The sequence below is a fragment of the Chryseobacterium sp. ON_d1 genome, from assembly GCF_006829085.1.
Taxonomy (GTDB): domain Bacteria; phylum Bacteroidota; class Bacteroidia; order Flavobacteriales; family Weeksellaceae; genus Chryseobacterium.
Genome location: NZ_BJTC01000006.1, coordinates 235,067 through 260,373 on the forward strand (window position 1 = coordinate 235,067; position 25,307 = coordinate 260,373).

Consider the following 25,307-nt stretch of genomic DNA (forward strand, 5'->3'; position numbering starts at 1 on the left):
ATGCACTATAAAATATTTTTCATTTTTATTCTTTTAACAACATCCTTAAAAGCTCAGTTTAATAACCAGGCCCCCTCGGTTCCTGCTACAGATGACTATTTTGGGTTTAAAATAACAGATGAGTTTAGAAATTTAGAAAATTTAAAAGATTCTACAGTAACCCGGTGGATGAAGTCTCAATCCGATTTTACAGCTTCAATTCTCAGTTCCATCCCCAACAGAAATTATTACTACAATAAAAGGTTAGAGTTTGATAAAAGAGAAGGATATTCTATCTCAGACTTAAAAGTAACCAGAAATGATAAATATTTTTATTTAAAAAGAAATGTTGGCGAAAAAACAGCAAAAGTTTATTATAGAAATGGTTTTTCCGGAACAGAAAACTTACTCTATGATCCATCAGAATTTATTTCGTCAAAGAAAACAACAGTTGGCACCAAAGCACCTAACTTCATTATCAACCTGATAAGCCCCAGTTGGAATGGAGATAAAATAGCAATTTCATTAACCCAGGGAGGCAAAGAACTCTCTGAGGTTATTGTAATGAATGTGGATAATAAAAGTATTTATCCGCAAACCATTATAAACACAAATCCTTCAACCGTTGGTGGAATTAAATGGCTGGATGATAACAATGGCTTTTTTTATACTTATTATCCTGTTGTTGATTTACAATCAAAAGACTTCAGAAAAAATACCCAGGCCATACTCTACCGGATAGGAGAAGACCCGAAAGCTCTCAATGACGTTTTTTCAAATGTACATAACCCTGACTTAAAAATCAGCAGCACTGAATACCCAGCCATATTATCTTTCAATCCTGAAGATCAATATTACATCGGTATACTGGTAGATGCCGAAAACTTTAGAAAGACATTTTTTATTGATAAAAAAGATTTATTACAAGGAAAAAAAAATTGGAAGCCATTATATGATAAAGATAGTAAGGCATTTTCAATAAGATTATCAGGAAATGATATTTACTTTTTATCAGGATATAATTCATCCAACTATAAATTATGCAAAACCAGCATTAACACAAGAGATTTTAAAAACCCTGAAGTTCTGGTTCCTGAGAAAAAAGATGAAGTCATAAAGCAATACACCATTACAAAAGATGGTATTTATTATGTAACCACCAAAAACGGTGTGGAAGCTAAACTATATCTCTATCGGGATGGAAAAGAAATCCCAATTAAATTACCATATGTTGCAGGCAGCGTAGATCTACAGGCAAAGGGAGATCAATTTTCAGATGTCTGGATAAACTCTTCAGGCTGGGCTAATGATGAACAACGCTTTAAATATTATCTATCAACAAACACTTTTACCCAGGAAAACCTTGTTCCTCTGATAGATTTTCCGGAATTTAAGGATATTATTGTTGAAGAGCTATCTATAAAGTCTTACGATGGTACAGAAATACCATTATCTATAATCTATAATAAAAACAGTAAAAGAAATGGTAAAAATCCACTGCTTATAGACTGTTATGGAGCTTTTGGTGAATCTTCGACACCTTTTTTTGCAAAAAGTTATCTTTTGTGGGTAAACCAGGGAGGTATCGTTGCTATTCCCCATGTAAGAGGAGGAGGGGAAAAAGGGGCACAATGGCATATTGATGGGCAGAAAAATAAAAAGCCCAATACCTGGAAGGACCTTATTGCCTCCACTGAATATCTCATTAATCAAAAATTTACTTCTCCAGAAAAAATCGCAATATGGGGAGCCAGTGCAGGAGGAATTGCCATTGGCAGAGCAATGACGGAAAGGCCTGAATTATTTAAAGCAGCTATTATAGAATCAGGAGTATTGAATACCATCAGATTCGAGAATAATGGTATTCAGGCAACCAGTATCAAAGAATATGGTAATCCAAATGATCCTATAGAATTTAAAGGATTATTAGAAATGGATTCTTATGAACATATTAAAAAGGGGGAAAAATATCCTGCCACATTAATTTGTGCTGGAATCAATGATCCTAGAGTTGCAACTTGGCAATCTACCAAATTTGCAGCTAAATTATTGGCTAATAGCGATTCAAAAAAAACTATTTTACTAAATATTGATTATGAAGGAGGTCATGGCGGAAATATTCCGGTAGCCCAAAGGTATTCTAATTTATCAGATATCTTTGCTTTTGCTTTTTGGCAACTGGGGCATCCTGATTATCAGCCTCCAAAATCCCGTAAAAAATAAATGTCCCGTTTCCCCTATCAATTTTTTGAAGAATATGTTTTTCGTACTCCCTTATTTTCGCGGAAGAAATTCCAGGAGATAACAGGTTCTGATGAAATTCCAAAAGATGACCTGAAATCCATATATGCAGATCCGGTTTTTCAGGAAGCTATTTATCTTGCATCTCCTTACCTGCACAAAAAATTAAATGAATGGATCATATCCGGGTATGATCTTCATAATAAAGAAAATCAGAAACTTAAAAATAGTTTTTTAAAGTATTATAGCAGGATGAGCACCCGCTCTATTCCATTTGGGTTATTTACCGAGGTTGGTCTTGGTAAGTTTAGCGAAGCTTCTCAGCCTTTTATTAGAAAAGACCACCTATCGAGCAATCAGCTTATCAGGGAAACAAAACTTGATATGCATTTCCTGGTTGGTCTCTCTGATCATTTTGTAAAAATGCCAGAGATAAGAAACCGCTTATTATTTTATCCCAATAATAGTATTTACAAAATAAGAGATAGGATTCGATATGTTGAATATGAATACTCTTATGGAAAAAGAGATTATATTATCTCCTCAGTGCAGCTTTCAGATGAATTACAGGACATACTCGAATCTGCCCGCCAAGGTAAAACGATAGTACAACTTTCAGATATCCTGATCAACGAAGAGATCACCAAAGAAGAAGCAGAAGAATTCATCAATGAACTTATCGACAATCAGATATTAGTAAGTGAGCTGGAGCCGACTGTTTCCGGAAAAGATTTCCTGGACATTATGATTGATGCATTATCCAGATTAGAAATAAGAAAAGAAGCAGACATTCTGAATCAAATAAAAATCAAAATTAATGAAATAGATAATAAGATTGGAAACTCTATTTCTGTTTATTCTGACATCGAAAGTTCAATTCAATTATTTAATGCAGAATATGACCAAAAATATCTCTTTCAAACCGATTTGTATTTTAAAGAGAGGTTTATTTTACCCTCCTATTGGAAAAAAACATTAAAAGATGCCATTGTATTTTTAAATAAGATTACAATTCCTCTCCAAGACAGCAAGCTAGAGAGATTTAAAAAAGCTTTTCATGAAAGATTCGAAAAAAAGGAAATGTCATTACCATATGTGCTGGATACCGAGATTGGAATTGGCTACCGACAGGATATTCCAACAAAAGGAATGCATCCCTATATTGAAAATCTGAAATATTCTGAAAGCAACGAAAATTCAAATATAAAAATAGAACTGAATTCGTTTCAGCAAATCCTGAATGATAAAACACAACAGGCTCTATTCAATCAGCAATACAAAATCGAACTATTTGATAAAGATTTCGAAAATTTTCATGAAGAATGGGATGATCTGCCAGATACTATTTCTTTTGTCACAGAAATTATTTCTGATAACAATCAGGAAAAGCTATCGTTAAGTGGCGGTGGCGGAAGTAGTGCTGCAAATGTCATGGCAAGATTTTGTTCAGAAAAATCAGAAGTTCATGATTTTACAAAAAAAATAACCAGAAAAGAACAGGAATTAAATACAGACTATATTTCAGCGGAAATTGTTCACCTTCCTGAAGCAAGAATAGGAAATGTAATCAGAAGGCCGGCATTGCGGTCTTATGAAATTCCCTTTTTAACCCAGTCGGTCCTACCAAAAGAAAATCAAATTCCTATTGACGACTTATATATTTCCCTGAAAAACAACAGAATAGTTTTGCGTTCAAAAAGACTTAATAAAGAAGTTAAACCATATTTAACAAATTCACATAATTATTCTGCCAATCCCCTGCCTGTTTATCATTTCTTATGTGATCTTTATCAACAAAACATCAGACCAGCCATTAATTTTAACTGGGGAGATCTTAAAATGATTTATCAGTTTTTACCCAGAATTGAATATAAAAATATTATTCTCTCCAAAGCCTGGTGGAAAATTACAGAAAAAGAGTTTACCCAATTTTCAATATTTCAAAACGATGAATTCGGTAATAAAGAAGAATTATTAGCAGAAATAAGAGAATGGAGAAATAAAAGACTGATTCCAAAATGGATACAATGGGTACAATCTGACAACAAACTCACCATTAATCTCGAAAATTATGATCTGGTGAAAGTTTTTGTTGATACCATAAGAAAAAATAAATCAATTATTATTGAAGAGTTTCTATATAACGAAAATAACGATTTTATGCATCAGTTTATTTTTTCAATATACAACAAAAGCAAAATTAATGACTGAAAAACAATCTATTATCACGGATGAATGGCTGTATTTTAAAATTTATACAGGAATAAAAACAGCCGATATTATTTTAGAGGAATCTCTAGAGCCATTACTTGAATATTTATACAAAAATAAACATATCTCAAAGTGGTTTTTTATCCGTTATAATGATCCGAAATCACATCTTAGAATACGTTTAAAATTAAGGAATATAGATAAAAAAGAGCACTACACCGCAGCCTTTGATAAAATGAATAATATCATACAGCCCTATATAGAAAGTGGTGAAATCTCATCAGTATTGGTTGACAGATACCAACCTGAACTTGAACGATATGGATCTAATACCATGGAAGATGCAGAAACATTATTTCAGAAAAGCAGTGAATTTGTCCTCAAATGCCTGCATTATACTGATGTTGAAAAAATAATGCTCGTCCTTTTTTATATCGATGAAATTTTGAATAAGATCAATATAAGCATTGAGGAAAAGCTTCAATGGAGTGCAGATTTCAATAATATTTTCAAAAAAGAATTTAACACCATAAAAAAACTTAACAGCCAGCTGGATAAAAAATACAGAGAATTTAAACCTCTCTATTTAAATTTTATGCAATCAGAAGGATTCTCCAAAGAAAGGGATCTTGTTATGACAAATATAAAAGCAAGCAATGCTGCGTTGCAAAATATCATCCGCCATCATAAGAATCAAACTTTAGAAGTATCCTTACAAAGTTTTTTCCAAGCTATATTCCATATGAATATCAACAGGCTATTTACCTCTGATCAGCGTTTATTTGAAATGGTAATTTATGATTATTTACTGAGATACTATAAAACAGAAGTGTTTAGAAAATCTTAAAATCACATACTGAAAAACTCATTCTTTAAAATCATACTGAAAATTAGATTATAAAAACCTTTACTTATTTTTAAGATATATTAAGGTTGAATTTCAATAAAAAACCGCTCACATACGTAAGCGGTTGATTTTCTGTGGTCCCACCTGTAATGTACCCTGTGTATTTATGTGGTATTAGATGGAGTTATATTTACTTTATATCAGCTATTTATAAAAATATTGGAGCTGTGTGGAGTGCTGTGGATGTAGATGGGTTTAAGCGTGTTCAAGGAAGCTCATTAAATTACGGAAAACCGTATCTTAAATTACAATACTTTTTCTATTTTTATAGAATACACAAAAGTAAACACTCTTTCTACTAAGTTATTAAGAGCTAAAATAAAACTAATAATATAAATTATGGATTTTAATAAGCCCGAAATTAATGCATTTATTAATGATTATGTTTCTAAATTAAGACAAGGTACCGCAACAATCTTTTTGGGAGCAGGTATGTCAAAAGCTGCAGGGTTTGTTGATTGGAAAGGATTATTACGGGATATTGCAGGAGAACTTGGTTTAAGAATTGATGAAGAAACGGATTTGATTTCTGTTGCCCAGTTCCATAAAAATAAAAATAATAACAGAAATAAAATAGATGAAAAAATAGTAAATGAGTTTACTGATTCAGATATAGAAACTGAGAATCATCGTATTATAGCTCGACTTCCTTTTTCAACAATTTGGACAACAAACTACGATGATTTAATTGAGGATACTCATGAAAAAATACATAAAATAATCGATATAAAAAGTGAAGTAGATGATCTGTTTATAAATAAAGGTAATAGATCATGTATTCTTTACAAAATGCATGGTGACAAGGATAAGCCAAGTAAAGCCATTCTATTAAAAGAAGATTACGAAAGATACTACTATACACACGAACCATTTATTTCCATTTTTAATTCAGAACTTATAACAAAATCATTTTTATTTGTCGGCTTTAGTTTTACAGATCCCAACGTCAACTATATATTCGGTCGCCTTACACACAGGTATAGTGATAAAAGCAAAGATCACTATTGTATTATGAAAAAGACTGCAATAAGTGACTGGGGTAATAATCAGGAAAAATTCGAATATGAAAAGATAAAACAAGAATTATTTATTAAAGAATTAGGCAGATACCGAGTGCAGACTATTTTAATCGAGGACTATCCAGATTTAACTTTATTATTAAAAGAAATTGAAAGAAGATACAATTCTCATTCTATATTTATTTCCGGCAGTGCAATTAATTATGGTGATTTTACACAAAAAGAAGCTCAAAGCTTTATTCATTTATTATCAAAAGAACTTATTGAAAATAATCTAAATATTGTAAATGGTTTTGGTTTAGGTGTCGGTAGTGCAGTAATAAATGGGGCTTTAGATGCTATATATTCAAATCCCAAAAAATTTTCTGAAAACCAATTAATTTTGAAACCATTTCCTCAATTTGCTTCGGGTGAAAAAAAATTAGAAGAGTTATGGGAAGAATATAGACAAAATATGCTTTCAAGAGCTGGTATATCATTGATTCTTTTTGGCAATAAGGCAGATGGTGACAATATTATAAATGCAGATGGTGTAAAAAGAGAATTTGAGATTGCAGTGGAAAAAGGCTTGATTCCCATCCCTTTATCTTACACTGGCTATATGGCAAAAGAAATTTTTGATAAGATATCTCAAAACCCTACAGAATACAATTTGACTGAAGAAATTTACACCGATATTTCAAGGATAACAATCCAAAAATATAATATTGAGGCATCAGTAAAAGAAATTATTTCGATTATAAAAAAGATAGCTAAGTAATGGGACGAAAAGTTTTTGTTTCGTATAAATATGCAGATACACAAGTTCAAGATTTAAATATATATGAAGAAAGTTGGTTTGGAAGCCAAACTAAGATTCAGACTAGAGCAAGGCACTATGTTGATGAATTAGCTAAGATTTTAGATGATGAAGATCATATATTTAAAGGTGAAGATGATGGTCAAAGTTTAGCTGATTTTTCTGATGAATACATTGAATCATCCCTTCGAAATAAAATTTATGATAGCTCGATAACAACTGTATTAGTATCGAAAGGGATGAAAGAAATTTGGGAAGCAGAAAAAGAGCAATGGATACCTTGGGAAATTTCATATTCTTTGAAAGAGTATACAAGAAATGGACGTACAAGTTTGTCCAATGGTATCATAGTAATTGTTCTTCCAGATGAATGGGGAAGCTATGAATATTATATTACTAATGACAATATTTGCAATTGTAGATCCTTAAATACATCATTTCTGTTTCAAATATTAAAAGATAATATGTTCAACGCAAAATCTCCAACAACTGCGAGCTGTTCAAATGGATCAACAATCTATTACGGTGATAGTAGCTATATTCAATCAGTAACATGGGAAGATTTTAAAAAGAACCCAAATTTCTATTTAAATAAGGCGATTGAATTACGAGATAAAAAATATGACTATAATATAACTAAAACCGTGAAATAATTATGAGTTACATAACTGAATCAAAATTAAAATCTTATAGACCCTCCATACATTCTTCATATAAAACTACGAGCTCTGTATTAAGAGATTTTAAAAATGAAACTAAGTCTTTCAAAACAAAAATATTTCTTTCTCACAAACATGATGAAATGCAGGAACTAGAAGGAGCGATTGCTTTCCTTAAAAACTTCGGTGTCGACATATATGTTGATTGGCTTGATGAAGGGATGCCTAAAACTACTTCGGGGCAAACTGCTGTTAGAATCAAAGAAAAAATAAAGGAAAATCATAAGTTTATTTTATTAGCTACAGAAGCTGCGATTAATTCAAAATGGTGCAACTGGGAATTAGGACTTGGTGATGCATCAAAATACATTCAAAATATTGCCATTTTCCCAATTAAAAAAGATTATTCTGAGTTTTCAGGAAGTGAGTATTTACAAATATATCCATATATAGACTACTTGGAAACATCTAGATATATAAATGGTCATTATAGAGGTTCTGGTGCATATGTTGTTTTCCCCAATATTAATGGCAACAACAAAGTAATAACCCTGTCTGAATGGTTAAGATCTAGATAATTAATATATTTTAACATACTTTATAAAAGAATTGACAACCTAGCTTAAAATAACTTAAAAAAACAAGAAATGTTATATAAATATCAATTAGTTTTATTAGGAGAGAATAAGGAGCTCTTTAAAGAAATAAAGTTATCCTTACAAAAATCATTTGATGAATTAAAAATCATTATTGATCTATTAAAAATAATAACTATAGATAATATTGATGAATATTCTGGAGGTCAGCCCGCTTTTGTCATTTATTCAGGTAATAAAAATAACTTAGACAAAAAAACTTTAAAAGTTATAGAACATCAGAAATTAGATGGAAATGTTATTTTGCCAATCTATTACAACGATTTCTATGAAGAAATGCCTGAATTATTATATAACCAAAATGGTCTAAAATTCTACAATAATGTTAGCAAAATATGCAATATTATTTTAGAAGGGTTCGAATTATTAAGAAAAAATAGGAAGATATTCATTTCCTATAAAAGATCAGAATCTAGTAATATAGCTATTCAGCTTTATGAATTTTTAGAACAAAATAATTTTGATGTATTTATAGATACTCATTCCATAGATAAAGGAGAAGAATTTCAAGAGGAGCTTTGGCACAGAATGACCGATTGTGATTTAATTATAATGTTAAATACCAAAGGATTCTTGAATAGTGATTGGTGTAAACAAGAATTGGACAAAGCCCACGTAAAAAGAATAGGAATAGTGCATCTTTTATGGCCAGATTGTGATTTTGCTGATTTTGCTCATTTGGGGTTTTCCTTAAAATTAAAAGACTCAGATTTTGAAAAACCAATTTTTTCAGATTTAACCAAAGGAAAATTAAAACAAAACAAATTAAAAGATATTATTGAGCTTGTTGAAAGTTCTAGAGCAAGAAATTTAGCATCAAGGCAAGACGCTTTAATTACAGATTTTACTCAGGCTGCTCACAATAATCAAATCGAAGTAAATCTCCAATATAGTAGATATATCACTCAACTATTAGATAATGGGAAAATAAAAGTATACATTCCAACTATTGGTATTCCTCAATCTATTAATTGTCATAATTCTCAAAAGCTTATCAATAAAATTGAAAATAAGGAAATAGAATCGATAACATTAATATATGATGAAATGTCAATAAGAAACTATTGGTTGGAACATCTAGAATGGTTAAATAAATATTTGGAAATTAAAACACTTAGAAAATTAGATTTTAATAAACACTTCTCAAATTAAACAAGCTATGAAAAATATATTTCTATCAGCAAGTATTCCTTTACCTGAAAGACATCCTAAATATTATGATACAGCAGATATTATTGCAATTAGAGATGCTGTAATAGCACTAGCGAGTTTGGTTCTATCAAAGCACAGGATTATTTGGGGAGGACATCCCTCAATCACACCTTTAATTTATTATGTAATTGAACGGACTATTCAAAATGAATTTTTAGAGAAAGATTTTGAAGAATTAGATTCAGAAGAAGAGAAAAAAGCAGTTGAAAAAAAACTTAAATCAACAATATCTAAGCATGTTATATTATACCAATCTTTATTTTTTAAAGATAAATTTCCTGCAGACAATGATAAGTTTGAAAATATAGTTTATACGGATAGCTCTGGTGATATTCAAAATAGTATTCACTTAATGAGGGAGCGTATGTTATCCGACTATAAATATGATGCGGCTGTTTTTATAGGAGGAATGGATGGTATAGAAGTTGAATATAAAATGTTCATTGAAAAACATCCTCATGCATTGATTCTACCAATCGCAAGTACTGGTGCAGCAACAAAAATCGTATATGACAGTATTTTCCCTGAGCATAAAAAAAATGAACGCTTTCTCAAAGATTATGGCTATATGTCTCTTTTTCAAAAATTTTTAATGGACAATATGACTGATATGTAGAAAAATATGTATAAATGCAGTAATAAACGTGTCTCACACCCGAATAAAAAGACGACTTCTTCAAACTATTTTTCAGAGCATTCCTAATTTCAAAATTAAATGTAACCCATTAATACTATACAAATAATCAACGATAGAGATTATTAATAATTTAATAGAGTCAACCATTTAAAACAAACGATAATATAAAAAACATTAAATTACGACAATTTGACATACAAATATGTCATTAATTTGAATTATCATTATTAGGTATATATTTTGAATTAAAAATTTAAATAAAACTAATACTAATTTCAACTCAAATTAATATGCAAGAAAAAGAAATACAAGAGATTACAAATGAAGTAACCCAAATTTTATTAAAAAAAAACGAAGATTATGGAGGTGCTAGTTTTGATTTGGGATTAAATGGTAATATGGTTCATTTATGGGATAAAATTAGAAGATACAGAACGCTCGTAGAAAATAATATGAAAGGAAAAGCTCCCAATTTTGAAACAATAGATGATACTTTAAAAGACATTATTGGATATGCTATTATAGGGTTAATTATTTCAAAAAAAACAAAAAGATGAGAAGAAGTAAAACTAAAAATATTTTTATCAGCCATTATCACAAAGATGACAAACATGTCCAACAGTTGAAAAAACGATTGAAAGATGCTGGATATAACGTACGAAATTCGTCAGTAGATAGTACAAAATATCAAAACACAAAACCTAGTACAAAATACATTCAGCGTCATTTATCTCGTTGTGTCAGATGGTCAGGAACATTCATTTGTTTAATTGGGGAAAAAACTCATTCACGACCTTGGGTTAATTATGAAATAAAACAAGCAAACAAATATGGAAAAAATATTGTTGGTATATATAAGCATGGGTGTAACAACAATGTAGAACTTCCAAAGGAATTTAAAAAAAATGGAGGCCCTACTATAGGCTGGAATTCATTAGACAAATTAACAGACGTATTAGATGGCAAGAGCTTTCCTCAGGAATGTCCTGATTCTACCCCATCACCTCCTATATTTCCTGTAACTAGAATAAATTGTTAATATGAATTTTTCATACAAAATTGAACATGATTTTGGATTAGCACCTAATCCATTTTGGGGTTATTGTACCTTAGCAGTTTGTAAATCTCAAATTAGAAATAACTCTAAACTTCAAATCGGCAGTTGGATATTTGGAACAGGATCAAAAAAATTAAATAAAGAGAATCATTTAATATATGCTATGAAAGTAGAAGAAAAGATTACTTTTAGCGAGTATTGGAGTGATACTAGGTTTCAATGTAAAAAACCTGTACTAAATGGCCCTTTAAAAGTTATGTATGGTGATAATATTTATCATCAAAATAATGGAACCTGGATTCAAGAAGATTCCGCACACTCATTAATTGACAAAACAAATACAGAGCACTTAGCAAGAGATACAGGAGGAAAATATGTGTTAATCTCTAAAAATTTCTTTTACTTTGGTAATAAAGCCATTCCTATCCCAGAAAAATTTGTATCTGAAATTCCCTGTAAAGGAAGAAATTTTTGCTCTAAACAACTAAAAGACGATATAGTAGAAGATTTCGTAAATTGGTTAAATAATAAATATACTCCTGGAATTATTTACGGTGACCCTATAAATTGGCCACAAAATATTTAATTCAAAATTTCATTTAAAATCGGATTAATAAAATCAACCTTTTTACCCGATATTTTTCTATAAAAAATCTTTACCCAATCGTTAAAAAAATCATCATCCATATCAAACAATTGATCTAACCTACCCAATCTCATTTCATTTTCGAAATGAGATAATTTTTTAATTGACGCATCAAAGGTCTGAAGTGAATTAAATTTCTTATTGTAAGTATAGCCATTATCAATTGGAACCGTATCTGCAATACGTTCGATCATATTTTGATGTCTATGTTTGTAATAGTGTAGATTATTTGCTATGTGGTAATAACTACCTATTTCAAGGCCTAATATTGCTGCAAAATATTCTTGTAAAAATGTATAATTAAAGATGTTAACTCCAGTAGCTCCCCATATTAAATCATTAGACCTCATATAAACTGTCAAATTAAGTTTTTTATCTGGAGTACACATAAATTGAAGTAACCTAGTACAAGGGAGATCTTTTGTTATTTTTAAACTCTTATCAACATTTAAATAATCTTTTGGCGGATCACTTAATGTTAACACTGCCTGCCTATTGTAAAGATCATTTTTAAAACATTCTTCAATATAAACAAATTGATCAGTAATAATGTTTTCAAAAATTGGTTCAGCTGAATTTAAAGCTATTTGATAATCTTGAGAGTTTCCATTAAAAAATCTCATTCTTGGACCATACCCTCCCCTTATATATTTCTCATCGTCAGAAAATTCTTTTAATTTAGAGAGGTAAAATTCAATAAATTTCAAATCATTTCTTCCTGATGCCAACCATAGAGATTCAGCATACGGAAGGAAAATATTCCATCTCCTTTCTCCAATATTAATCCAACGTGCAGTTGGGTCTGTAATTTTAAACATTACTGGTTCTGGTAACTCAACACATTCATAACCCCTTACATTTCTTGTTACACCATTCTCTAATATAGCTTTGGAAACTCCAACTAAAAAAGAGTTAATCCCTGTAAATTCTGCTGTATACATTCCCTATTCAATTTATCATTAATTCCCCATTTAGGAGGAAAGAAAAATGTGATATTATTATTACTGCGTTTGTATTTTTGTTTAATCCTTACATTATCAATTTTTAAGTCTGGCATAACAGCTCTGAGATATTTGTCAGTTTCACAAAAACAATTCTGAATGTCAATTAATTTAGGCTCTCTTCCAAACAAATTTTTAAAATTGTTAAAACCGTATTTTTCTCTATATTTCTCACTATTGTCTAATGTATATTCTATTAAATATTCTCGTGAGAAATCATTATAATTTAAAAAACATTTTTTCAACCCTCTAACGGCACCTATACCAGCTTTTACAAAAGAATTCTCATCAAAATTAATTACTTCAGAATAATTAAAGTCTATTGTGTATTGATAGCCTAAAAAATCACCAATAAAAGGACAAGATGTTAAGTATAAATATATATCTTCTAATGATTTTGAATTACTAATTTTTAAGAATAATTTATCTTTAATAAAATATTTCTCGATCATTTTTAGCCATCGGGCATGCTTTGAGATGATATTATTAAAATCTTTATGAGATCCTGTCATTAGATAAGCAGAATTAAAAATAGGTGTAGATTTTATTCTCTCAGAAAGCAAGGAAGAAATTTTTTCCGAGTCAAAATTTTTGACAGAAATTTCCCCTATTTTGGAAGTTAAAAATTCCCAAGTCTCAATTTTATTGAATACTTTAAATATAAGTATCCTCAATAAAATATCTTCTTCAGAATTATTGATATAGTTTTTATTATAAATGACATTGTTAATTAGGTATTGACTTACCCTATCACTTGCTCTATAAACATTAGTAAATTTATGTTTTAAAAACACTTTATCTTTTGTTAAAAGATTTTGAGAGGAATAATACTTCTCCCAAAATATATTCATTCTTTCTTCCATAAAATAGAAGAAATACCTAAAGGCTTCCTCTCTTACAATTACATTTTTTTTAGTTAGCATGTTTTTAGTTAGCTGTGATTATTTATTATTTTTTTCATAAAATTAAGACATATAATATACATTTCTTTGTAATCTATTCATTTTTAGTATTACTAATCAATATACTCTACGCTTTTATTACAAAATACCTAGTTTTCTTCTACACTTCTTCAATTCATCTTCACTAAATAAAGATTGAAATTCTTCTAATAAAGCCAAATATTCTATTGACAAATCTACTCTATCAGCCAAAATTAAATCCCTTAGTTCTAACGTTTCCTTACCATTTATTAATCTCTTCGCTCCCTCAAAATAACCATACTTATCTAATAGAAGCCTCAATTGTCTGAATGAACGAATCTTTTCCATTTCAGATACATTTGTTGCTAACTGTATAGGCAAGAGGGATAGATATATAAAATGGAGAAATGATTTCATCAATTTTATAATCACAAAATCATTTTAATTTTTATTTTAAAATAGAACCACATCCTTGCAAAGTCAATCCAGCAAGGCTTTTCCGAGGAGGTTTAAGCGTATATTTCAGCGTTGTGATTTTTAGAAATAAAAAAGCCCCATAAATAGGGGCTTGTCGAGTTTTTGTAGTGGTCCCACCTGGGCTCGAACCAGGGACCACCTGATTATGAGTCAGGTGCTCTAACCAACTGAGCTATAGGACCTCAAAACTTGGTTAAATTTTGTGTTTGCAAAAATAGTAAAATTTCTTTCACTACAAAATTTTTTATTGCTTTTCTTGGCAAAGTTCTACCAGCACGCCGTTTGTAGACTTTGGATGTAAGAAGACAACTAATTTATTATCAGCACCTTCTTTAGGTTCTTCGGAGATAAATTGAAATCCTTCTTTTTTCAGTCTTTTCACTTCATCCAGGATATTTTCTACCCCAAATGCCAGATGATGGATCCCTTCACCCTTTTTATCAATAAATTTTGAGATCGGACTTTCAGGGTTACTGGCCTCCAACAGTTCAATTTTACTTTCTCCTGTTCCATAGAAAGAAGTGACCACCCCTTCCCTTTCCACAGTTTCTTTTTTGTAGGATTCTTTTCCCAATAATCTGGCAAAAAGTTCATCAGAAACCCCTAAAGACTTTACAGCAATGCCAATATGTTCTAACTTCATAAATGATTAATAAATATAATTAAATCGTAAATTTGATACTGCAGTTGAATTTCAAAGTATCAATTCAAACAAAAGTACTAAATTTGCAGAAATTATGGAAAGTAACAGACAAAGAAAAGTAGCACAGATCATTCAGGAAGACTTCGCGGAGCTTTTCCGTAAACAGGCTGCAGAAAGCAAACAGAGCATATTGGTATCTGTTTCAGATGTAAAAGTAACTGCTGACTTGGGAATTGCCAAGATTTATTTAAGTATTTTCCCACAGGAATTCCGTACTGCTGTTATGAAGGAGATTGAAGAAAACAAACCTCAATACAGAAACTTCATTGGCCAGAAAATGGCAAAGCAGGTGCGTATTATTCCACAACTTAACTTTTACCTGGATACCGCTCTTGATGATGTTGAAAGACTGGAAAGAGAATTACGAGGTGAAGGCGACAATCCTGTTTTATAGGTCTTGAAGAATATTGCATTTTACATAGCATCCCGATACCTTTTGGCTAAAAAAGGAAGTACTGCCGTGACGTTTATTACGTGGCTGGCCGTAGGTGCCATGACGGTTGCTGTGGCTGCAATGTTCGTCATTATTTCTGTTTTTTCAGGTCTTGAAGATCTGAATAAAGATCTTATTTCCAATCTTCACTCAGACCTTACTTTAAAAAGCACTTCCGGAAAAACAATTAAAAATATTGATAACGTCTATAAAATTCTGGCCAGCAATAAAGAGATCAGCAGTTTTTCCCGTGTTATTGAAGAAAAAGTATACATCAGCTTCAATGGAAAAGGCGATATTGCTTATCTAAGAGGTGTTGACTCCGCTTACATTAAGGTGAATCCCATCAACAAGGAGATTTTCTACGGAACTTATCCGAGTTTCAAATACTCTAATGAAGTATTGATGGAAAATAGCCTTGATAACAGGCTTTCAATCCCTGTGGATTCGTCTAACCATTATGCAACAGTTTTTATGCCCAAGCCGGGAACTGGGATCATTAATAAAGAAGAGGACATTTATAATAAAAGAGATATTCTGGTAACAGGTGTTTTCCCCGGAAAAGATCAGCTGGACAGCTATATCATCTCTCCTATCGAACTTACGGAAGAATTACTTAATCTTCCTAAAAAGTCAGCTTACCAGATTGTTATTAAATTAAAAAATCCGGAAAACGCAGATGCCGTAAAGCAGAACCTGCTTTCTTCACTTGGAAAAAATATAGAGATCAAAACCAAAGAAGAGGAGAATGCCGCTTTCTGGAAAATGATCAATACTGAAAAACTTTTTATTTATCTGATTTTTGCACTGGTCATTTTCATTACCACCTTCAATCTTGCCGGAGCGATTATCATCCTTCAGCTTGACAAAAAAGAGCAGGCAAAATCGTTGATATCACTTGGCTTCCCTTTAAGCCATTTAAGGATGACCTATTTCTATACAGGAATCCTAATTGTTGTTTCCGGTGTGATTACCGGATTGATCATGGGAACAGCACTTTGCTATTTCCAGCTTTATACCGAATTCTTCAGAGCCAATGAAGTTCTCCCTTTCCCGGTAAAGATTGTAGGAAAGAATTATCTTATTGTCGCGCTTACCGCTTCTCTGTTCGGAATAACAATTTCATGGTTCTTTTCAAAAATCAGCAAGGAATATATTACTAAAAACTAATGTTTTAAGTTTATATATTACATTAAATTAATACACTTCGTTATCATTTTTTTGTACCTTTACGCCCCAATTTTAAAAAATGAAACGAATTTTATCTTTTTTTCTATTAAGCGTAACATTGATAAGCGCTTTAGCACAGGCTCCGGCAGGATATTACAACCAGGCAGCAGGATTATCAGGAGCAGCTCTTAAGACAGCTCTTAAAAACATCATCAGCAATGGACATGTAGATCATGGATATAATGGACTATGGACAGGCTATGCTACGACTGACCGTGACTATTTTTATGAAAATGACGGAACTATTCTGGATATCTATTCTGAAAACCCAAGTGGACCTGATCAATACAGCTACACTTATGGAACGAACCAGTGCGGAACCTATTCTACTGAAGGGCAGTGCTACAACAGAGAGCACGTTGTTCCTCAGAGTTTATTCAGCAGTGCTTCTCCAATGGTCGCTGATATCCACTTTATACGCCCTACAGACGGGAAAGTAAACGGGATGAGATCCAACTATCCTTATGGAATCGTAGGAAATGCCTCTTTTGTTTCTAAAAACGGATCAAAATTAGGAACATCCATCTCTGCAGGATACTCAGGAACTGTATTTGAGCCAATTGATGCTTTTAAAGGAGATATCGCCAGAATGATCCTTTATTTTGTTACAAGATATGAAGATAAACTTGTCAATTTCACATCCGGTGGAATGCTTGCCAACAGCACATTTCCAGGTCTTCAGCCATGGGCATTGAATCAATACCTGGCATGGCACGCAATGGACCCGGTATCTCCGGAAGAGATTGCAAGAAACAATGCTTCTTACGCTTACCAGGGTAACAGAAACCCATTCATTGATCACCCTGAATATGTTGCTCAGATCTGGGGAACTCCTGTTGTTGATACTCAGGCTCCTACAGCTCCTACAAACGTTATTGCCAACAACCCTACTTCAAACTCTATCGCAGTAAGCTGGACGGCAGCTACAGACAACGTAGGAGTAGCTTCTTATCAGGTGTATGCCAACGGTAACCTGGCAGCTACTGTTTCTGGAACCACGACAAGCACTACAGTAAATTCTTTATCTCCACTTACCCAATATACATTCTATGTAATTGCTAAAGATGCAGCCGGGAATTCATCTCCACAAAGTACAACCGCTACAGAAACCACTCTTGACGGATCTACAGGTGGTGGAAGCTGTGGTACTGAAGATTTCAGTACCATGCAGGATGGTTCATCTTTACCATCTTCATATGCAACAAGAACATGGACAAACAATAATATAACCTGGACAGCAACTCTGGCAAGAACTGACGAAACTATTAATGGTAAAGCTGTTTGTACCAACAAGGGAACTCTAACGAGCTCTGTTGTTTCGGGAGGTGTTCAGACTTTAACATTAACAACCCAGAGAAAATACAATGGAAACAACGGTAACCTGAACGTTCTGATAAATAATGTTACTGTAGGAACCATCCCATACAGCAGTACTGTAACAACCACTACTATCAATGTAAATGTAGGAGGTGATGTAACCATTCAGATTGTCAATCCAAATAATGGTGACAGAGTTGCTATGGATGACCTTAGCTGGACATGTTTTGGGACGCTGGCAACTGCTGAAACACCAAAAAGTAAATCAGAATTCACAATTTACCCTAATCCGGTAAGAAACAATGAATTATCTGTAAAAGGAGAAAACTTAAGCAAAATTTCAAAAGCTGAGATCTATGATCTTTCAGGTAAATTAATTGAAACAATTACCAATCCTTTCAGATACTCAAACAAGATTAACCTTAAAGGAATGGTAAAAGGAACTTACATTCTGAAAACAGATAATTTCTCTACTAAATTTATCGTAGATTAATTATTAAAAAATATTTAAAACCAAAGGCCGGATTTGTCCGGTCTTTTTTTTATTTTTGATATATGGATTCCAATAAAAAATTAGGATTGATAGGACGAAATATTTCCTATTCCTTTTCTAAAAAATTCTTCGAAAATAAGTTCCAGAAGCTCATGCTGAAGAACTTCTCCTATGATATTTTTGATCTGAAAGAAATCAATGAAGTGGAAAATCTTTTTAGCTCTCCTGAGCTGCTAGGATTCAATGTCACCATTCCTTATAAAGAAAAAATAATTAATTATCTTGATGAATTAAGTGACGAAGCAGAGAAGATAGGTGCAGTCAACTGCGTTCTTATTCAGGATGGTAAAAAAACAGGGTATAATACGGATGCTTTCGGCTTTGAAAAAACGCTTCTTTTACATCAAAAGCCTACGCAGGATAAAGCACTCATCTTAGGAAACGGAGGGGCAGCAAAAGCTGTGAAATATGTTTTGGATAAACACAATATCCCTTCTGTAACCATTTCCAGAAGCACGGAGATCAATTTTGACAATCTTGGACAGGAAACCGTTGCAGAACACAAAATCATCATCCAGTGTACTCCGGTAGGTACATATCCGAATATTAAAGACTGCCTGAATTTCCCTTTTGACGGGCTTTCTTCAGATCATCTGGTTATTGATCTGATTTATAACCCCAATTATACCCAGTTCATCATCAATGCTTCTGAAAAAGGGGCCAAGACAGTAAACGGATATTATATGCTTGAGCAGCAAGCAGAAAAAGCCTGGGAAATTTGGAATTTTCAAAAAAAATAACATAAATTAGTGCTTTAATTGGCCTTAAAGCTATATTTAAAGGATATTAACGCCACTCACATAAAAGATTTGCTATGATTACAGAAAACAATCTTTCTGAAAACGAAGAAAAGAAAAATCCTAACGAAGTATCTCAGGACCCATCAGAAAACACCGTTTCTCATGATGCAAACCCGCATGAAGATGATGCAGAACACCTGGAAGAACATGAAGAGGAAGAGATCTCCCTTGCCGATGCTTTAAAGGAAATGGAAAAAATCATCAACACTCCCAACGCAGGAGAAAACTTCAAGAGATTCAACCAGCTGAAGGAAAAAGCAAGTCATTATATCCATGATGAAGTGGAAGACAAAAAGCATGAATATGTAGAAGCAGGAAACGCTCCTGAAAACTTCAGCTATGAACACCCTTCTCAGACTAAATATTCTGCGCTGGTTAATATTTTCAAGGAAAAACACGATGATTTTCAGAAAGGGCAGGAAGAAGAACAGAAAAAAAATCTTGAGCATCGTCAAAACATTATTGAAAGACTTAAAAATTTATATACCAGCTCTGAACCGGGAATCAATCTTTTCAAATCCATCCGTGAGATTAAGGAAGACTGGTCAAAAGCCGGACAGGTTGCCAAGTCTGAATTCAAAATTCTTAACAATAATTACTTCCACCACCTGAATCAGTTTTATCAGATGCTGGATCTGAATAAAGAATTTCTGGAGCAGGAATACAGTCATAACCTGGAAAAAAGAGAGCATATCATTGCCCGGGCTAAAGAACTGGAAAACGAACCGGTAATCCAGAAAGCATTAAATGAACTTCAGTATCTTCACAAACTGTGGAAAGAAGAAGCTGAACCTGTTGCTGAAGAATTCCGCGAAAAAACATGGGAAGAGTTCAAAGAAATCTCCAATAAAATTCACGAAAGAAAATCTGAACTTTCTGCTTCTATTGAAAAGGAACAGAATGAAAACCTTGAAAAGAAAAATCAGATCATCGCTGAAATCAAGAAGCTTTCTGAGCCTTCAGAAACACCCAACCACAGCTATTGGCAGAATGCCATCAAAAGAGTTGAAGATCTGCGTTCCGATTTCTTAAAAACGGGAAGCGTACCAAGAAAACTTTCCAATCAAAACTGGAACGACTTCAAAACTACACTTAGGGGGTTTAATACCACTAAAAATAATTATTACAAATCTTTAAAAGGTTCTCAGCAGGCCAATCTTGAAGAAAAGTTAAAACTGATCCAGACAGCAAAGGACAATATGAACAATGAAGAATGGGATATCGCCGTTCCATTATTCAAAAAACTTCAGGAAGACTGGAAGAAAATCGGCCACGTTCCAAAGAGCATGACCAATAAAATCTGGGACGAGTTCCGTGATGCATGTAATGCATTCTTCAACAATTACAGAGAGAAAAGCAATACTTCTACAGACAACTGGAAGGAGAACTATAAGAACAAAAAAGCGCTTCTTGACGAACTGAAAGAAGTTTCCAATGACGAAGGAAGCATTGAAAGAATCGAACAGATCAAAACATCATGGAACAATATCGGAAAGGTTCCGAGAGATAAGATCTCAATCAACTCGGAATTCAATAAAACATTAAGAGAGAAGCTTAAAATAAATAAGATCAACGAACTTGAACTGAAAGAGGAAGGTTTATCCGAAAATCAGCTTACCGACAAAGCCAGAAAGATCAAAAACCAGATCTCTGATCTTGAAGCTGAAATCGTAAAACTGGAAAACAACCTTTCATTCTTCAACAAGCCGTCAAGAGAAAATCCTCTGTTAAAAGATACTTATAATACGATTGATGAGAAAAAAGCTCATCTTGAAACATTAAAACAAAATCTCCATAATATCATCAGCGGAGAATAATACACAACAGAATACATAAAGGCGGAGCAAAGCAATTTGTCTTCGCTTTTTCTTTTTATCAATATGAACAACGACGAACTTTATATCAGAAGATGCATTGAGCTGGCTCAAAAAGCTCTCGGCAATACGTACCCTAATCCACTTGTAGGAAGTGTCATTGTACACAATGGACAAATCATTGGTGAAGGATACCATCATAAAGCCGGTGAAAATCATGCTGAAATCAATGCCATTAACTCAGTTAAAAATAAAGATCTTATCCCTGAATCTACAATCTATGTCTCACTGGAGCCATGTGCTCATTATGGAAAAACCCCACCCTGCGCTTTAAAAATTAAAGAACTGGGATTTAAGAAAGTTGTAATCGGAGCGATGGATTCCCATGATAAAGTAAACGGCAAAGGAAAAAAAATCATTCAGGATGCAGGTATTGAAGCCGTTTCAGGAATTCTTGAAAAAGAATGTGTTGAACTCAATAAAAGATTCTTTACATACCACGAAAAGAAAAGGCCTTATATTATTCTAAAATGGGCAGAATCCGGTGATGGATTTCTGGATAAAGATTTTAAACCGACTCCTGTTTCCAATACGCTGGTCAATCAATTCGTTCATCAGTTGAGAGCTGACGAACATGCTATTTTAGTAGGAACACAAACTGCTTTACATGACAATCCGAGCCTTACTGTAAGAAATGCGGAAGGAACAAACCCTGTCAGAATACTGATTGATTTTGATTTAAAAGTTCCTGCCAGTTTCAGCATTTATAATGATGAAGCAAAAACATTGGTTTTAAATTCTGTAAAAGAAGGTATTGAAAAACATATCCAGTTTGTTAAGATCAATAAGGATGATTTCCTGTCAGAATTAATGAAAGCACTGTACAAAGAACAGATACAGTCTGTCATTATTGAAGGTGGCCGTTTTACGCTGCAGCAGTTTATTGATGCTGAGCTTTGGGATGAAGCCATCGTGATTAAAAATGAAAACCTGAAACTGGAAAACGGAACAAAAGCCCCCGAATTCAATTATACCCCTGCAAGAATTGAAAATTTCAGAGATAATACGATCTCATTTTTCAAACAAAAATAAAAGAAAAGCCTTCTAAACTGACGGCTTATTTTATGATCATGATGCAGAATACTAAAGCATTTAATATTTTTGCATACATAAAGTCGGAATATACAATGACGTTTGAGTATAAAACCATAGAAAAGCCCATAGAAAATACTCTTTTAAAAGAAAAAGGAAGTAAGTTTATCGGATTTGCCTACCCTGTAAACAATGAGAAAGAGCTAAAAGCTGCACTTGAAAAGATCAGGGAAGAACATCCGAAAGCTACCCACCACTGCTATGCCTTCAGAATGGGATTAAATGGTGAAAATTATCGTGCCAACGATGATGGCGAACCTTCCGGAAGTGCAGGCTTACCTATTTACAATCAGTTATTGGCTAATGAAATCACCAATGTACTTGTCATTGTAGTCAGATATTACGGAGGAACAAAACTGGGCGTTTCAGGACTGGTAAAAACCTATAAAGAATCTGCCAAGATCACATTGGAGGAAGCCAGTATCATTACCAGAGAACTGGAGACAGAAGTTGAAATTCAGTTTAATTTCAATCAGCAGAATATTATTTTCACTTTACTTTCAAAATTTGACGCCAAAGTTTTGAATTTCGATGCGAATGAAAACTGCATCCTTACAGCATCACTGAAACTGGCCCAAAAAGAAAGCATCTCAGAAAAGCTTTCCGAGATGCAATATGTTTCATTTGAATTTAATGATTAATCCCTTCTTCCACCAAGGAGCAAAGATGCCCAGTAAAGAAGTTGCGCCAGAGAACCTAAAGCCGCGACCACATAAGTTCTTGCAGCCCATTTCAAACTGTCCTGTACTCCAACAAATTCTTCTGCAGTTACAGTTCCTGTATCTTTAAGCCATTTCATAGCCCTGTTACTTGCATCATATTCCACCGGAAGTGTTACGAAAGCAAAAAGTGTTGTCACAGCAAACATTGCGACTCCAATTGCCAGCACAGTAGTGTTTCCATTTGGATTCTCAATCGTTCTTGATGCCGCCATTACTGCGATACCCGCGATAAGAACAAATTGCATCAGATTAGAACTTATATTAACAATAGGAACCAGTTTTGAACGTAAATTTAACATAGAGTACCCTACAGCATGCTGTACTGCATGTCCGCACTCATGAGCAGCTACTGCCGCAGCGGCTGCATTTCTCTGCATATAAACCCCTTCCGAGAGGTTAACTGTTTTATCTGCCGGATTATAGTGGTCCGTCAACTGCCCGGGTACAGATATTACCTGAACATCATTTATCCCGTTATCTCTCAACATCTTTTCCGCTACTTCTTTCCCCGAAAGACCATTTCGAAGGTGTACATTGGAATAATATTCAAATTTCGATTTCAACCTGGAGGAAACCCACCAGCTCACCAGCATTGAAATACCAATAATGATATAATAACCCACCATTTTATATAGATTTTGTGTTTAATTTTTATCCATAATCAAATAAAAACTGTGCCAAAGTATAAGATTTTATTATTTATATTTGTCTTCTAATTCTTCTCAAAAAACATGTCTACAGTTTCAATTATTGAAGTAAAAACAGCGGATCAGCTCAAGCAATTCGTAAGATTCCCAATGGATTTGTATAAAAACAATCCTTACTATGTTCCATCCTTTATCAATGATGAAATCAACATTTGGAATGCTGATGAAAATCCTGCACTTCAATATTCGGAAGCAAAGCAATACCTTGCCTATAAAAATAACAAGATCGCAGGAAGAATTGCCGTGCTTATTAACCACAAAGAAGAGAAAGAGTTAGGCATTAAAAAAGTACGCTTTGGATGGATCGATTTTATTGATGATACTGAAATTTCAAAAGCATTGATTCAAAAAGCAATTGATTACGCAAAGGAGAAAAGCATTGACAAAATCGAGGGGCCAATGGGATTCACCAATCTTGATAAAGCTGGAATGCTCGTAAAAGGCTTCGACCAGCTGGCCACAATGATCGGAATTTACAATCATGAATACTATCCGAAACACCTTGAGAATCTAGGATTGATCAAGGAAAAAGAATGGGTGGAATTCGAAATTATCTTCCCGGAATCATTGCCTGATAAAATCCACAAATTCAATCAGCTTATCTCTGAAAAGTATAAGCTGAAAGTATTAAGATTTAAAACAAAGGAAGAAATCCTCCAGTATGTGGATGCCATGTTTGATCTTCTGGACGAAACCTACAAACACCTTTCCACCTATACTCCTATTTCGGACGAACAGCGCAAAACCTACAAGGAAAAGTATTTCAAACTGATTGATAAAGACTTTATTGTTTGCATCGTTGATGAGCACAACAATCTGATCTCTTTCGCAATAACGATGCCCTCTTACTCCAAAGCACTGCAGAAATCCGGAGGCAAACTGCTTCCTTTCGGATGGTGGCATTTCTTACAAGCAGGAAGAAAAAATGACAGGGCCAATTTCTATCTGATCGGAATTCACCCCGATTATCAGCGAAGAGGAGTAACTTCTATTATCTTCAAGGAAATTTTTGATGTCTTCAAGAAAAAAGGGGTAAAATTTCTCGAAACCAATCCTGAACTGGAAGAAAACAAAAGCATCCAGCTGTTATGGCAGGATTATAATCCGGTAAACCATAAAAGGAGAAGGACTTATTCAATGGAAGTGTACTAAGATCTACCGTTTCTTCCCAACCCTCCGACACTCAACCTTACAAACCAAAAACCTCATGAAACCACAGCTCATCATCTTTGCTATTTTAATTGCCGGGTTTATCAGTTATAATTTCTTTTTTCAATCACCGGACGACAAAACCAATACAGTGATCAATATCCTTTTTGCCAGCATCCTTTTTGGATATATATCGTTCATGGCGTATTCTCTCCTTAAAAAAATGAAGAAATAACTGTTATTTTTATTGATTCTAAATTATCGGTTTTCCCTATTTTCATCCGACTTTTAAGCTGATAAATT

25 protein-coding genes and 1 tRNA gene are annotated in these 25,307 nt (G+C 33.1%); 20 read left to right on the top strand and 6 right to left on the bottom strand.

Annotated features, from left to right (window positions below):
* The 11 genes from CRS_RS11600 (at position 1) to CRS_RS11650 (ending at position 11,963) form a co-directional block, all read left to right on the top strand.
* Positions 1-2,202, top strand: coding sequence for a prolyl oligopeptidase family serine peptidase (locus CRS_RS11600; protein ID WP_142724207.1), 2,202 nt, complete (start codon positions 1-3; stop codon positions 2,200-2,202).
* Entirely contained in the window at positions 2,203-4,431 is a 2,229-nt protein-coding gene (locus tag CRS_RS11605; RefSeq protein ID WP_142724208.1) for a lantibiotic dehydratase family protein, read from the top strand.
* Positions 4,424-5,278, top strand: coding sequence for a thiopeptide-type bacteriocin biosynthesis protein (locus tag CRS_RS11610; RefSeq protein ID WP_142724209.1), 855 nt, complete (start codon positions 4,424-4,426; stop codon positions 5,276-5,278). The genes CRS_RS11605 and CRS_RS11610 overlap by 8 nt, the downstream gene beginning before the upstream one ends.
* Before the next feature lie 399 nt (positions 5,279-5,677).
* Positions 5,678-7,117 carry an SIR2 family protein gene (locus CRS_RS11615; RefSeq protein WP_142724210.1) on the top strand — a complete coding sequence of 480 codons (1,440 nt, stop codon included), beginning with the start codon at positions 5,678-5,680 and terminating at the stop codon, positions 7,115-7,117.
* Positions 7,117-7,809, top strand: a complete 693-nt coding sequence (locus tag CRS_RS11620; protein ID WP_142724211.1) for a TIR domain-containing protein — start codon at positions 7,117-7,119, stop codon at positions 7,807-7,809. Before CRS_RS11615 ends, CRS_RS11620 begins: the two co-directional genes overlap by 1 nt.
* Before the next feature lie 2 nt (positions 7,810-7,811).
* Complete coding sequence (locus CRS_RS11625; RefSeq protein ID WP_142724212.1) at positions 7,812-8,393, top strand: toll/interleukin-1 receptor domain-containing protein; 582 nt, start codon at positions 7,812-7,814, stop codon at positions 8,391-8,393.
* A gap of 69 nt (positions 8,394-8,462) precedes the next feature.
* A complete protein-coding gene (locus CRS_RS11630) occupies positions 8,463-9,623 on the top strand; it encodes a toll/interleukin-1 receptor domain-containing protein (protein WP_142724213.1) in 1,161 nt (386 codons plus the stop codon).
* A gap of 7 nt (positions 9,624-9,630) precedes the next feature.
* Positions 9,631-10,299, top strand: a complete 669-nt coding sequence (locus tag CRS_RS11635; RefSeq protein ID WP_142724214.1) for a hypothetical protein — start codon at positions 9,631-9,633, stop codon at positions 10,297-10,299.
* A 311-nt stretch (positions 10,300-10,610) separates the two neighbouring features.
* Positions 10,611-10,877, top strand: a complete 267-nt coding sequence (locus tag CRS_RS11640) for a nucleotide modification associated domain-containing protein (RefSeq protein WP_142724215.1) — start codon at positions 10,611-10,613, stop codon at positions 10,875-10,877.
* A complete protein-coding gene (locus CRS_RS11645) occupies positions 10,874-11,359 on the top strand; it encodes a TIR domain-containing protein (protein ID WP_142724216.1) in 486 nt (161 codons plus the stop codon). The genes CRS_RS11640 and CRS_RS11645 overlap by 4 nt, the downstream gene beginning before the upstream one ends.
* Before the next feature lies 1 nt (position 11,360).
* Positions 11,361-11,963, top strand: a complete 603-nt coding sequence (locus CRS_RS11650) for a hypothetical protein (RefSeq protein WP_142724217.1) — start codon at positions 11,361-11,363, stop codon at positions 11,961-11,963.
* Here CRS_RS11650 and CRS_RS11655 read toward each other — a convergent pair.
* The 5 genes from CRS_RS11655 to mce all read right to left on the bottom strand — a co-directional run bounded on the left by CRS_RS11655 (position 11,960) and on the right by mce (position 15,067).
* Positions 11,960-12,964, bottom strand: coding sequence for a thymidylate synthase (locus tag CRS_RS11655; protein ID WP_142724218.1), 1,005 nt, complete (start codon positions 12,962-12,964; stop codon positions 11,960-11,962). The genes CRS_RS11650 and CRS_RS11655 overlap by 4 nt on opposite strands.
* Positions 12,925-13,947, bottom strand: a complete 1,023-nt coding sequence (locus CRS_RS11660) for a nucleotide kinase domain-containing protein (RefSeq protein ID WP_142724219.1) — start codon at positions 13,945-13,947, stop codon at positions 12,925-12,927. Before CRS_RS11660 ends, CRS_RS11655 begins: the two co-directional genes overlap by 40 nt.
* A 117-nt stretch (positions 13,948-14,064) precedes the next feature.
* Positions 14,065-14,295: a hypothetical protein gene (locus CRS_RS11665; protein ID WP_142724220.1), complete on the bottom strand. Its 231-nt coding sequence runs from the start codon at positions 14,293-14,295 to the stop codon at positions 14,065-14,067.
* A gap of 237 nt (positions 14,296-14,532) precedes the next feature.
* Positions 14,533-14,606, bottom strand: a tRNA-Ile gene (locus tag CRS_RS11670).
* Positions 14,607-14,668: 62 nt separating this feature from the next.
* Positions 14,669-15,067, bottom strand: coding sequence for a methylmalonyl-CoA epimerase (gene mce / locus CRS_RS11675; RefSeq protein ID WP_142724221.1), 399 nt, complete (start codon positions 15,065-15,067; stop codon positions 14,669-14,671).
* Positions 15,068-15,161: 94 nt separating this feature from the next.
* Here mce and rbfA point away from each other — a divergent pair, with 94 nt between their 5' ends.
* From rbfA to CRS_RS11710, 7 genes are all read left to right on the top strand, one after another.
* Entirely contained in the window at positions 15,162-15,521 is a 360-nt protein-coding gene (gene rbfA / locus CRS_RS11680) for a 30S ribosome-binding factor RbfA (RefSeq protein WP_002983518.1), read from the top strand.
* Between the two features lie 3 nt (positions 15,522-15,524).
* Positions 15,525-16,730, top strand: coding sequence for an ABC transporter permease (locus CRS_RS11685; protein ID WP_142724222.1), 1,206 nt, complete (start codon positions 15,525-15,527; stop codon positions 16,728-16,730).
* Positions 16,731-16,809: 79 nt separating this feature from the next.
* Positions 16,810-18,600, top strand: a complete 1,791-nt coding sequence (locus CRS_RS11690; RefSeq protein ID WP_142724223.1) for an endonuclease — start codon at positions 16,810-16,812, stop codon at positions 18,598-18,600.
* A gap of 62 nt (positions 18,601-18,662) precedes the next feature.
* Complete coding sequence (locus CRS_RS11695; RefSeq protein ID WP_142724224.1) at positions 18,663-19,400, top strand: shikimate dehydrogenase; 738 nt, start codon at positions 18,663-18,665, stop codon at positions 19,398-19,400.
* A 74-nt stretch (positions 19,401-19,474) separates the two neighbouring features.
* Positions 19,475-21,277 (top strand): DUF349 domain-containing protein, encoded by a 1,803-nt coding sequence (locus CRS_RS11700; RefSeq protein ID WP_172617046.1) that lies wholly within the window; start codon positions 19,475-19,477, stop codon positions 21,275-21,277.
* Positions 21,278-21,340: 63 nt separating this feature from the next.
* Positions 21,341-22,366 (top strand): bifunctional diaminohydroxyphosphoribosylaminopyrimidine deaminase/5-amino-6-(5-phosphoribosylamino)uracil reductase RibD, encoded by a 1,026-nt coding sequence (gene ribD / locus CRS_RS11705; protein WP_142724225.1) that lies wholly within the window; start codon positions 21,341-21,343, stop codon positions 22,364-22,366.
* A 41-nt stretch (positions 22,367-22,407) separates the two neighbouring features.
* Positions 22,408-23,067: a YigZ family protein gene (locus tag CRS_RS11710; RefSeq protein WP_172617052.1), complete on the top strand. Its 660-nt coding sequence runs from the start codon at positions 22,408-22,410 to the stop codon at positions 23,065-23,067.
* Here CRS_RS11710 and CRS_RS11715 read toward each other — a convergent pair.
* Positions 23,064-23,774, bottom strand: a complete 711-nt coding sequence (locus tag CRS_RS11715) for a zinc metallopeptidase (protein WP_172617047.1) — start codon at positions 23,772-23,774, stop codon at positions 23,064-23,066. The two genes, CRS_RS11710 and CRS_RS11715, sit on opposite strands and share 4 nt — an antisense overlap.
* Before the next feature lie 105 nt (positions 23,775-23,879).
* Here CRS_RS11715 and CRS_RS11720 point away from each other — a divergent pair, with 105 nt between their 5' ends.
* The gene (locus tag CRS_RS11720; protein ID WP_142724226.1) at positions 23,880-25,007 is read left to right on the top strand and encodes a GNAT family N-acetyltransferase; all 1,128 of its coding nucleotides are present in this window, start codon (positions 23,880-23,882) and stop codon (positions 25,005-25,007) included.
* 55 nt (positions 25,008-25,062) lie between these two features.
* Positions 25,063-25,239: a hypothetical protein gene (locus CRS_RS24415; RefSeq protein ID WP_172617048.1), complete on the top strand. Its 177-nt coding sequence runs from the start codon at positions 25,063-25,065 to the stop codon at positions 25,237-25,239.
* The last annotated feature ends 68 nt before the right edge of the window (positions 25,240-25,307 follow it).

Coding starts and splice junctions, on each gene's coding strand:
- rbfA (WP_002983518.1), top strand. CDS start 15,162: ATGGAAAGTAACAGACAAAGAAAAGTAGCACAGATCATTCAGGAAGAC.
- CRS_RS11620 (WP_142724211.1), top strand. CDS start 7,117: ATGGGACGAAAAGTTTTTGTTTCGTATAAATATGCAGATACACAAGTT.
- CRS_RS11720 (WP_142724226.1), top strand. CDS start 23,880: ATGTCTACAGTTTCAATTATTGAAGTAAAAACAGCGGATCAGCTCAAG.
- CRS_RS11645 (WP_142724216.1), top strand. CDS start 10,874: ATGAGAAGAAGTAAAACTAAAAATATTTTTATCAGCCATTATCACAAA.
- CRS_RS11700 (WP_172617046.1), top strand. CDS start 19,475: ATGATTACAGAAAACAATCTTTCTGAAAACGAAGAAAAGAAAAATCCT.
- CRS_RS24415 (WP_172617048.1), top strand. CDS start 25,063: ATGAAACCACAGCTCATCATCTTTGCTATTTTAATTGCCGGGTTTATC.
- CRS_RS11710 (WP_172617052.1), top strand. CDS start 22,408: ATGCAGAATACTAAAGCATTTAATATTTTTGCATACATAAAGTCGGAA.
- mce (WP_142724221.1), bottom strand. CDS start 15,067: ATGAAGTTAGAACATATTGGCATTGCTGTAAAGTCTTTAGGGGTTTCT.
- CRS_RS11695 (WP_142724224.1), top strand. CDS start 18,663: ATGGATTCCAATAAAAAATTAGGATTGATAGGACGAAATATTTCCTAT.
- CRS_RS11640 (WP_142724215.1), top strand. CDS start 10,611: ATGCAAGAAAAAGAAATACAAGAGATTACAAATGAAGTAACCCAAATT.
- CRS_RS11610 (WP_142724209.1), top strand. CDS start 4,424: ATGACTGAAAAACAATCTATTATCACGGATGAATGGCTGTATTTTAAA.
- CRS_RS11650 (WP_142724217.1), top strand. CDS start 11,361: ATGAATTTTTCATACAAAATTGAACATGATTTTGGATTAGCACCTAAT.
- CRS_RS11630 (WP_142724213.1), top strand. CDS start 8,463: ATGTTATATAAATATCAATTAGTTTTATTAGGAGAGAATAAGGAGCTC.
- CRS_RS11655 (WP_142724218.1), bottom strand. CDS start 12,964: ATGTATACAGCAGAATTTACAGGGATTAACTCTTTTTTAGTTGGAGTT.
- CRS_RS11715 (WP_172617047.1), bottom strand. CDS start 23,774: ATGGTGGGTTATTATATCATTATTGGTATTTCAATGCTGGTGAGCTGG.
- CRS_RS11665 (WP_142724220.1), bottom strand. CDS start 14,295: ATGGAAAAGATTCGTTCATTCAGACAATTGAGGCTTCTATTAGATAAG.
- CRS_RS11605 (WP_142724208.1), top strand. CDS start 2,203: ATGTCCCGTTTCCCCTATCAATTTTTTGAAGAATATGTTTTTCGTACT.
- CRS_RS11615 (WP_142724210.1), top strand. CDS start 5,678: ATGGATTTTAATAAGCCCGAAATTAATGCATTTATTAATGATTATGTT.
- CRS_RS11635 (WP_142724214.1), top strand. CDS start 9,631: ATGAAAAATATATTTCTATCAGCAAGTATTCCTTTACCTGAAAGACAT.
- CRS_RS11625 (WP_142724212.1), top strand. CDS start 7,812: ATGAGTTACATAACTGAATCAAAATTAAAATCTTATAGACCCTCCATA.
- ribD (WP_142724225.1), top strand. CDS start 21,341: ATGAACAACGACGAACTTTATATCAGAAGATGCATTGAGCTGGCTCAA.
- CRS_RS11690 (WP_142724223.1), top strand. CDS start 16,810: ATGAAACGAATTTTATCTTTTTTTCTATTAAGCGTAACATTGATAAGC.
- CRS_RS11600 (WP_142724207.1), top strand. CDS start 1: ATGCACTATAAAATATTTTTCATTTTTATTCTTTTAACAACATCCTTA.
- CRS_RS11660 (WP_142724219.1), bottom strand. CDS start 13,947: ATGCTAACTAAAAAAAATGTAATTGTAAGAGAGGAAGCCTTTAGGTAT.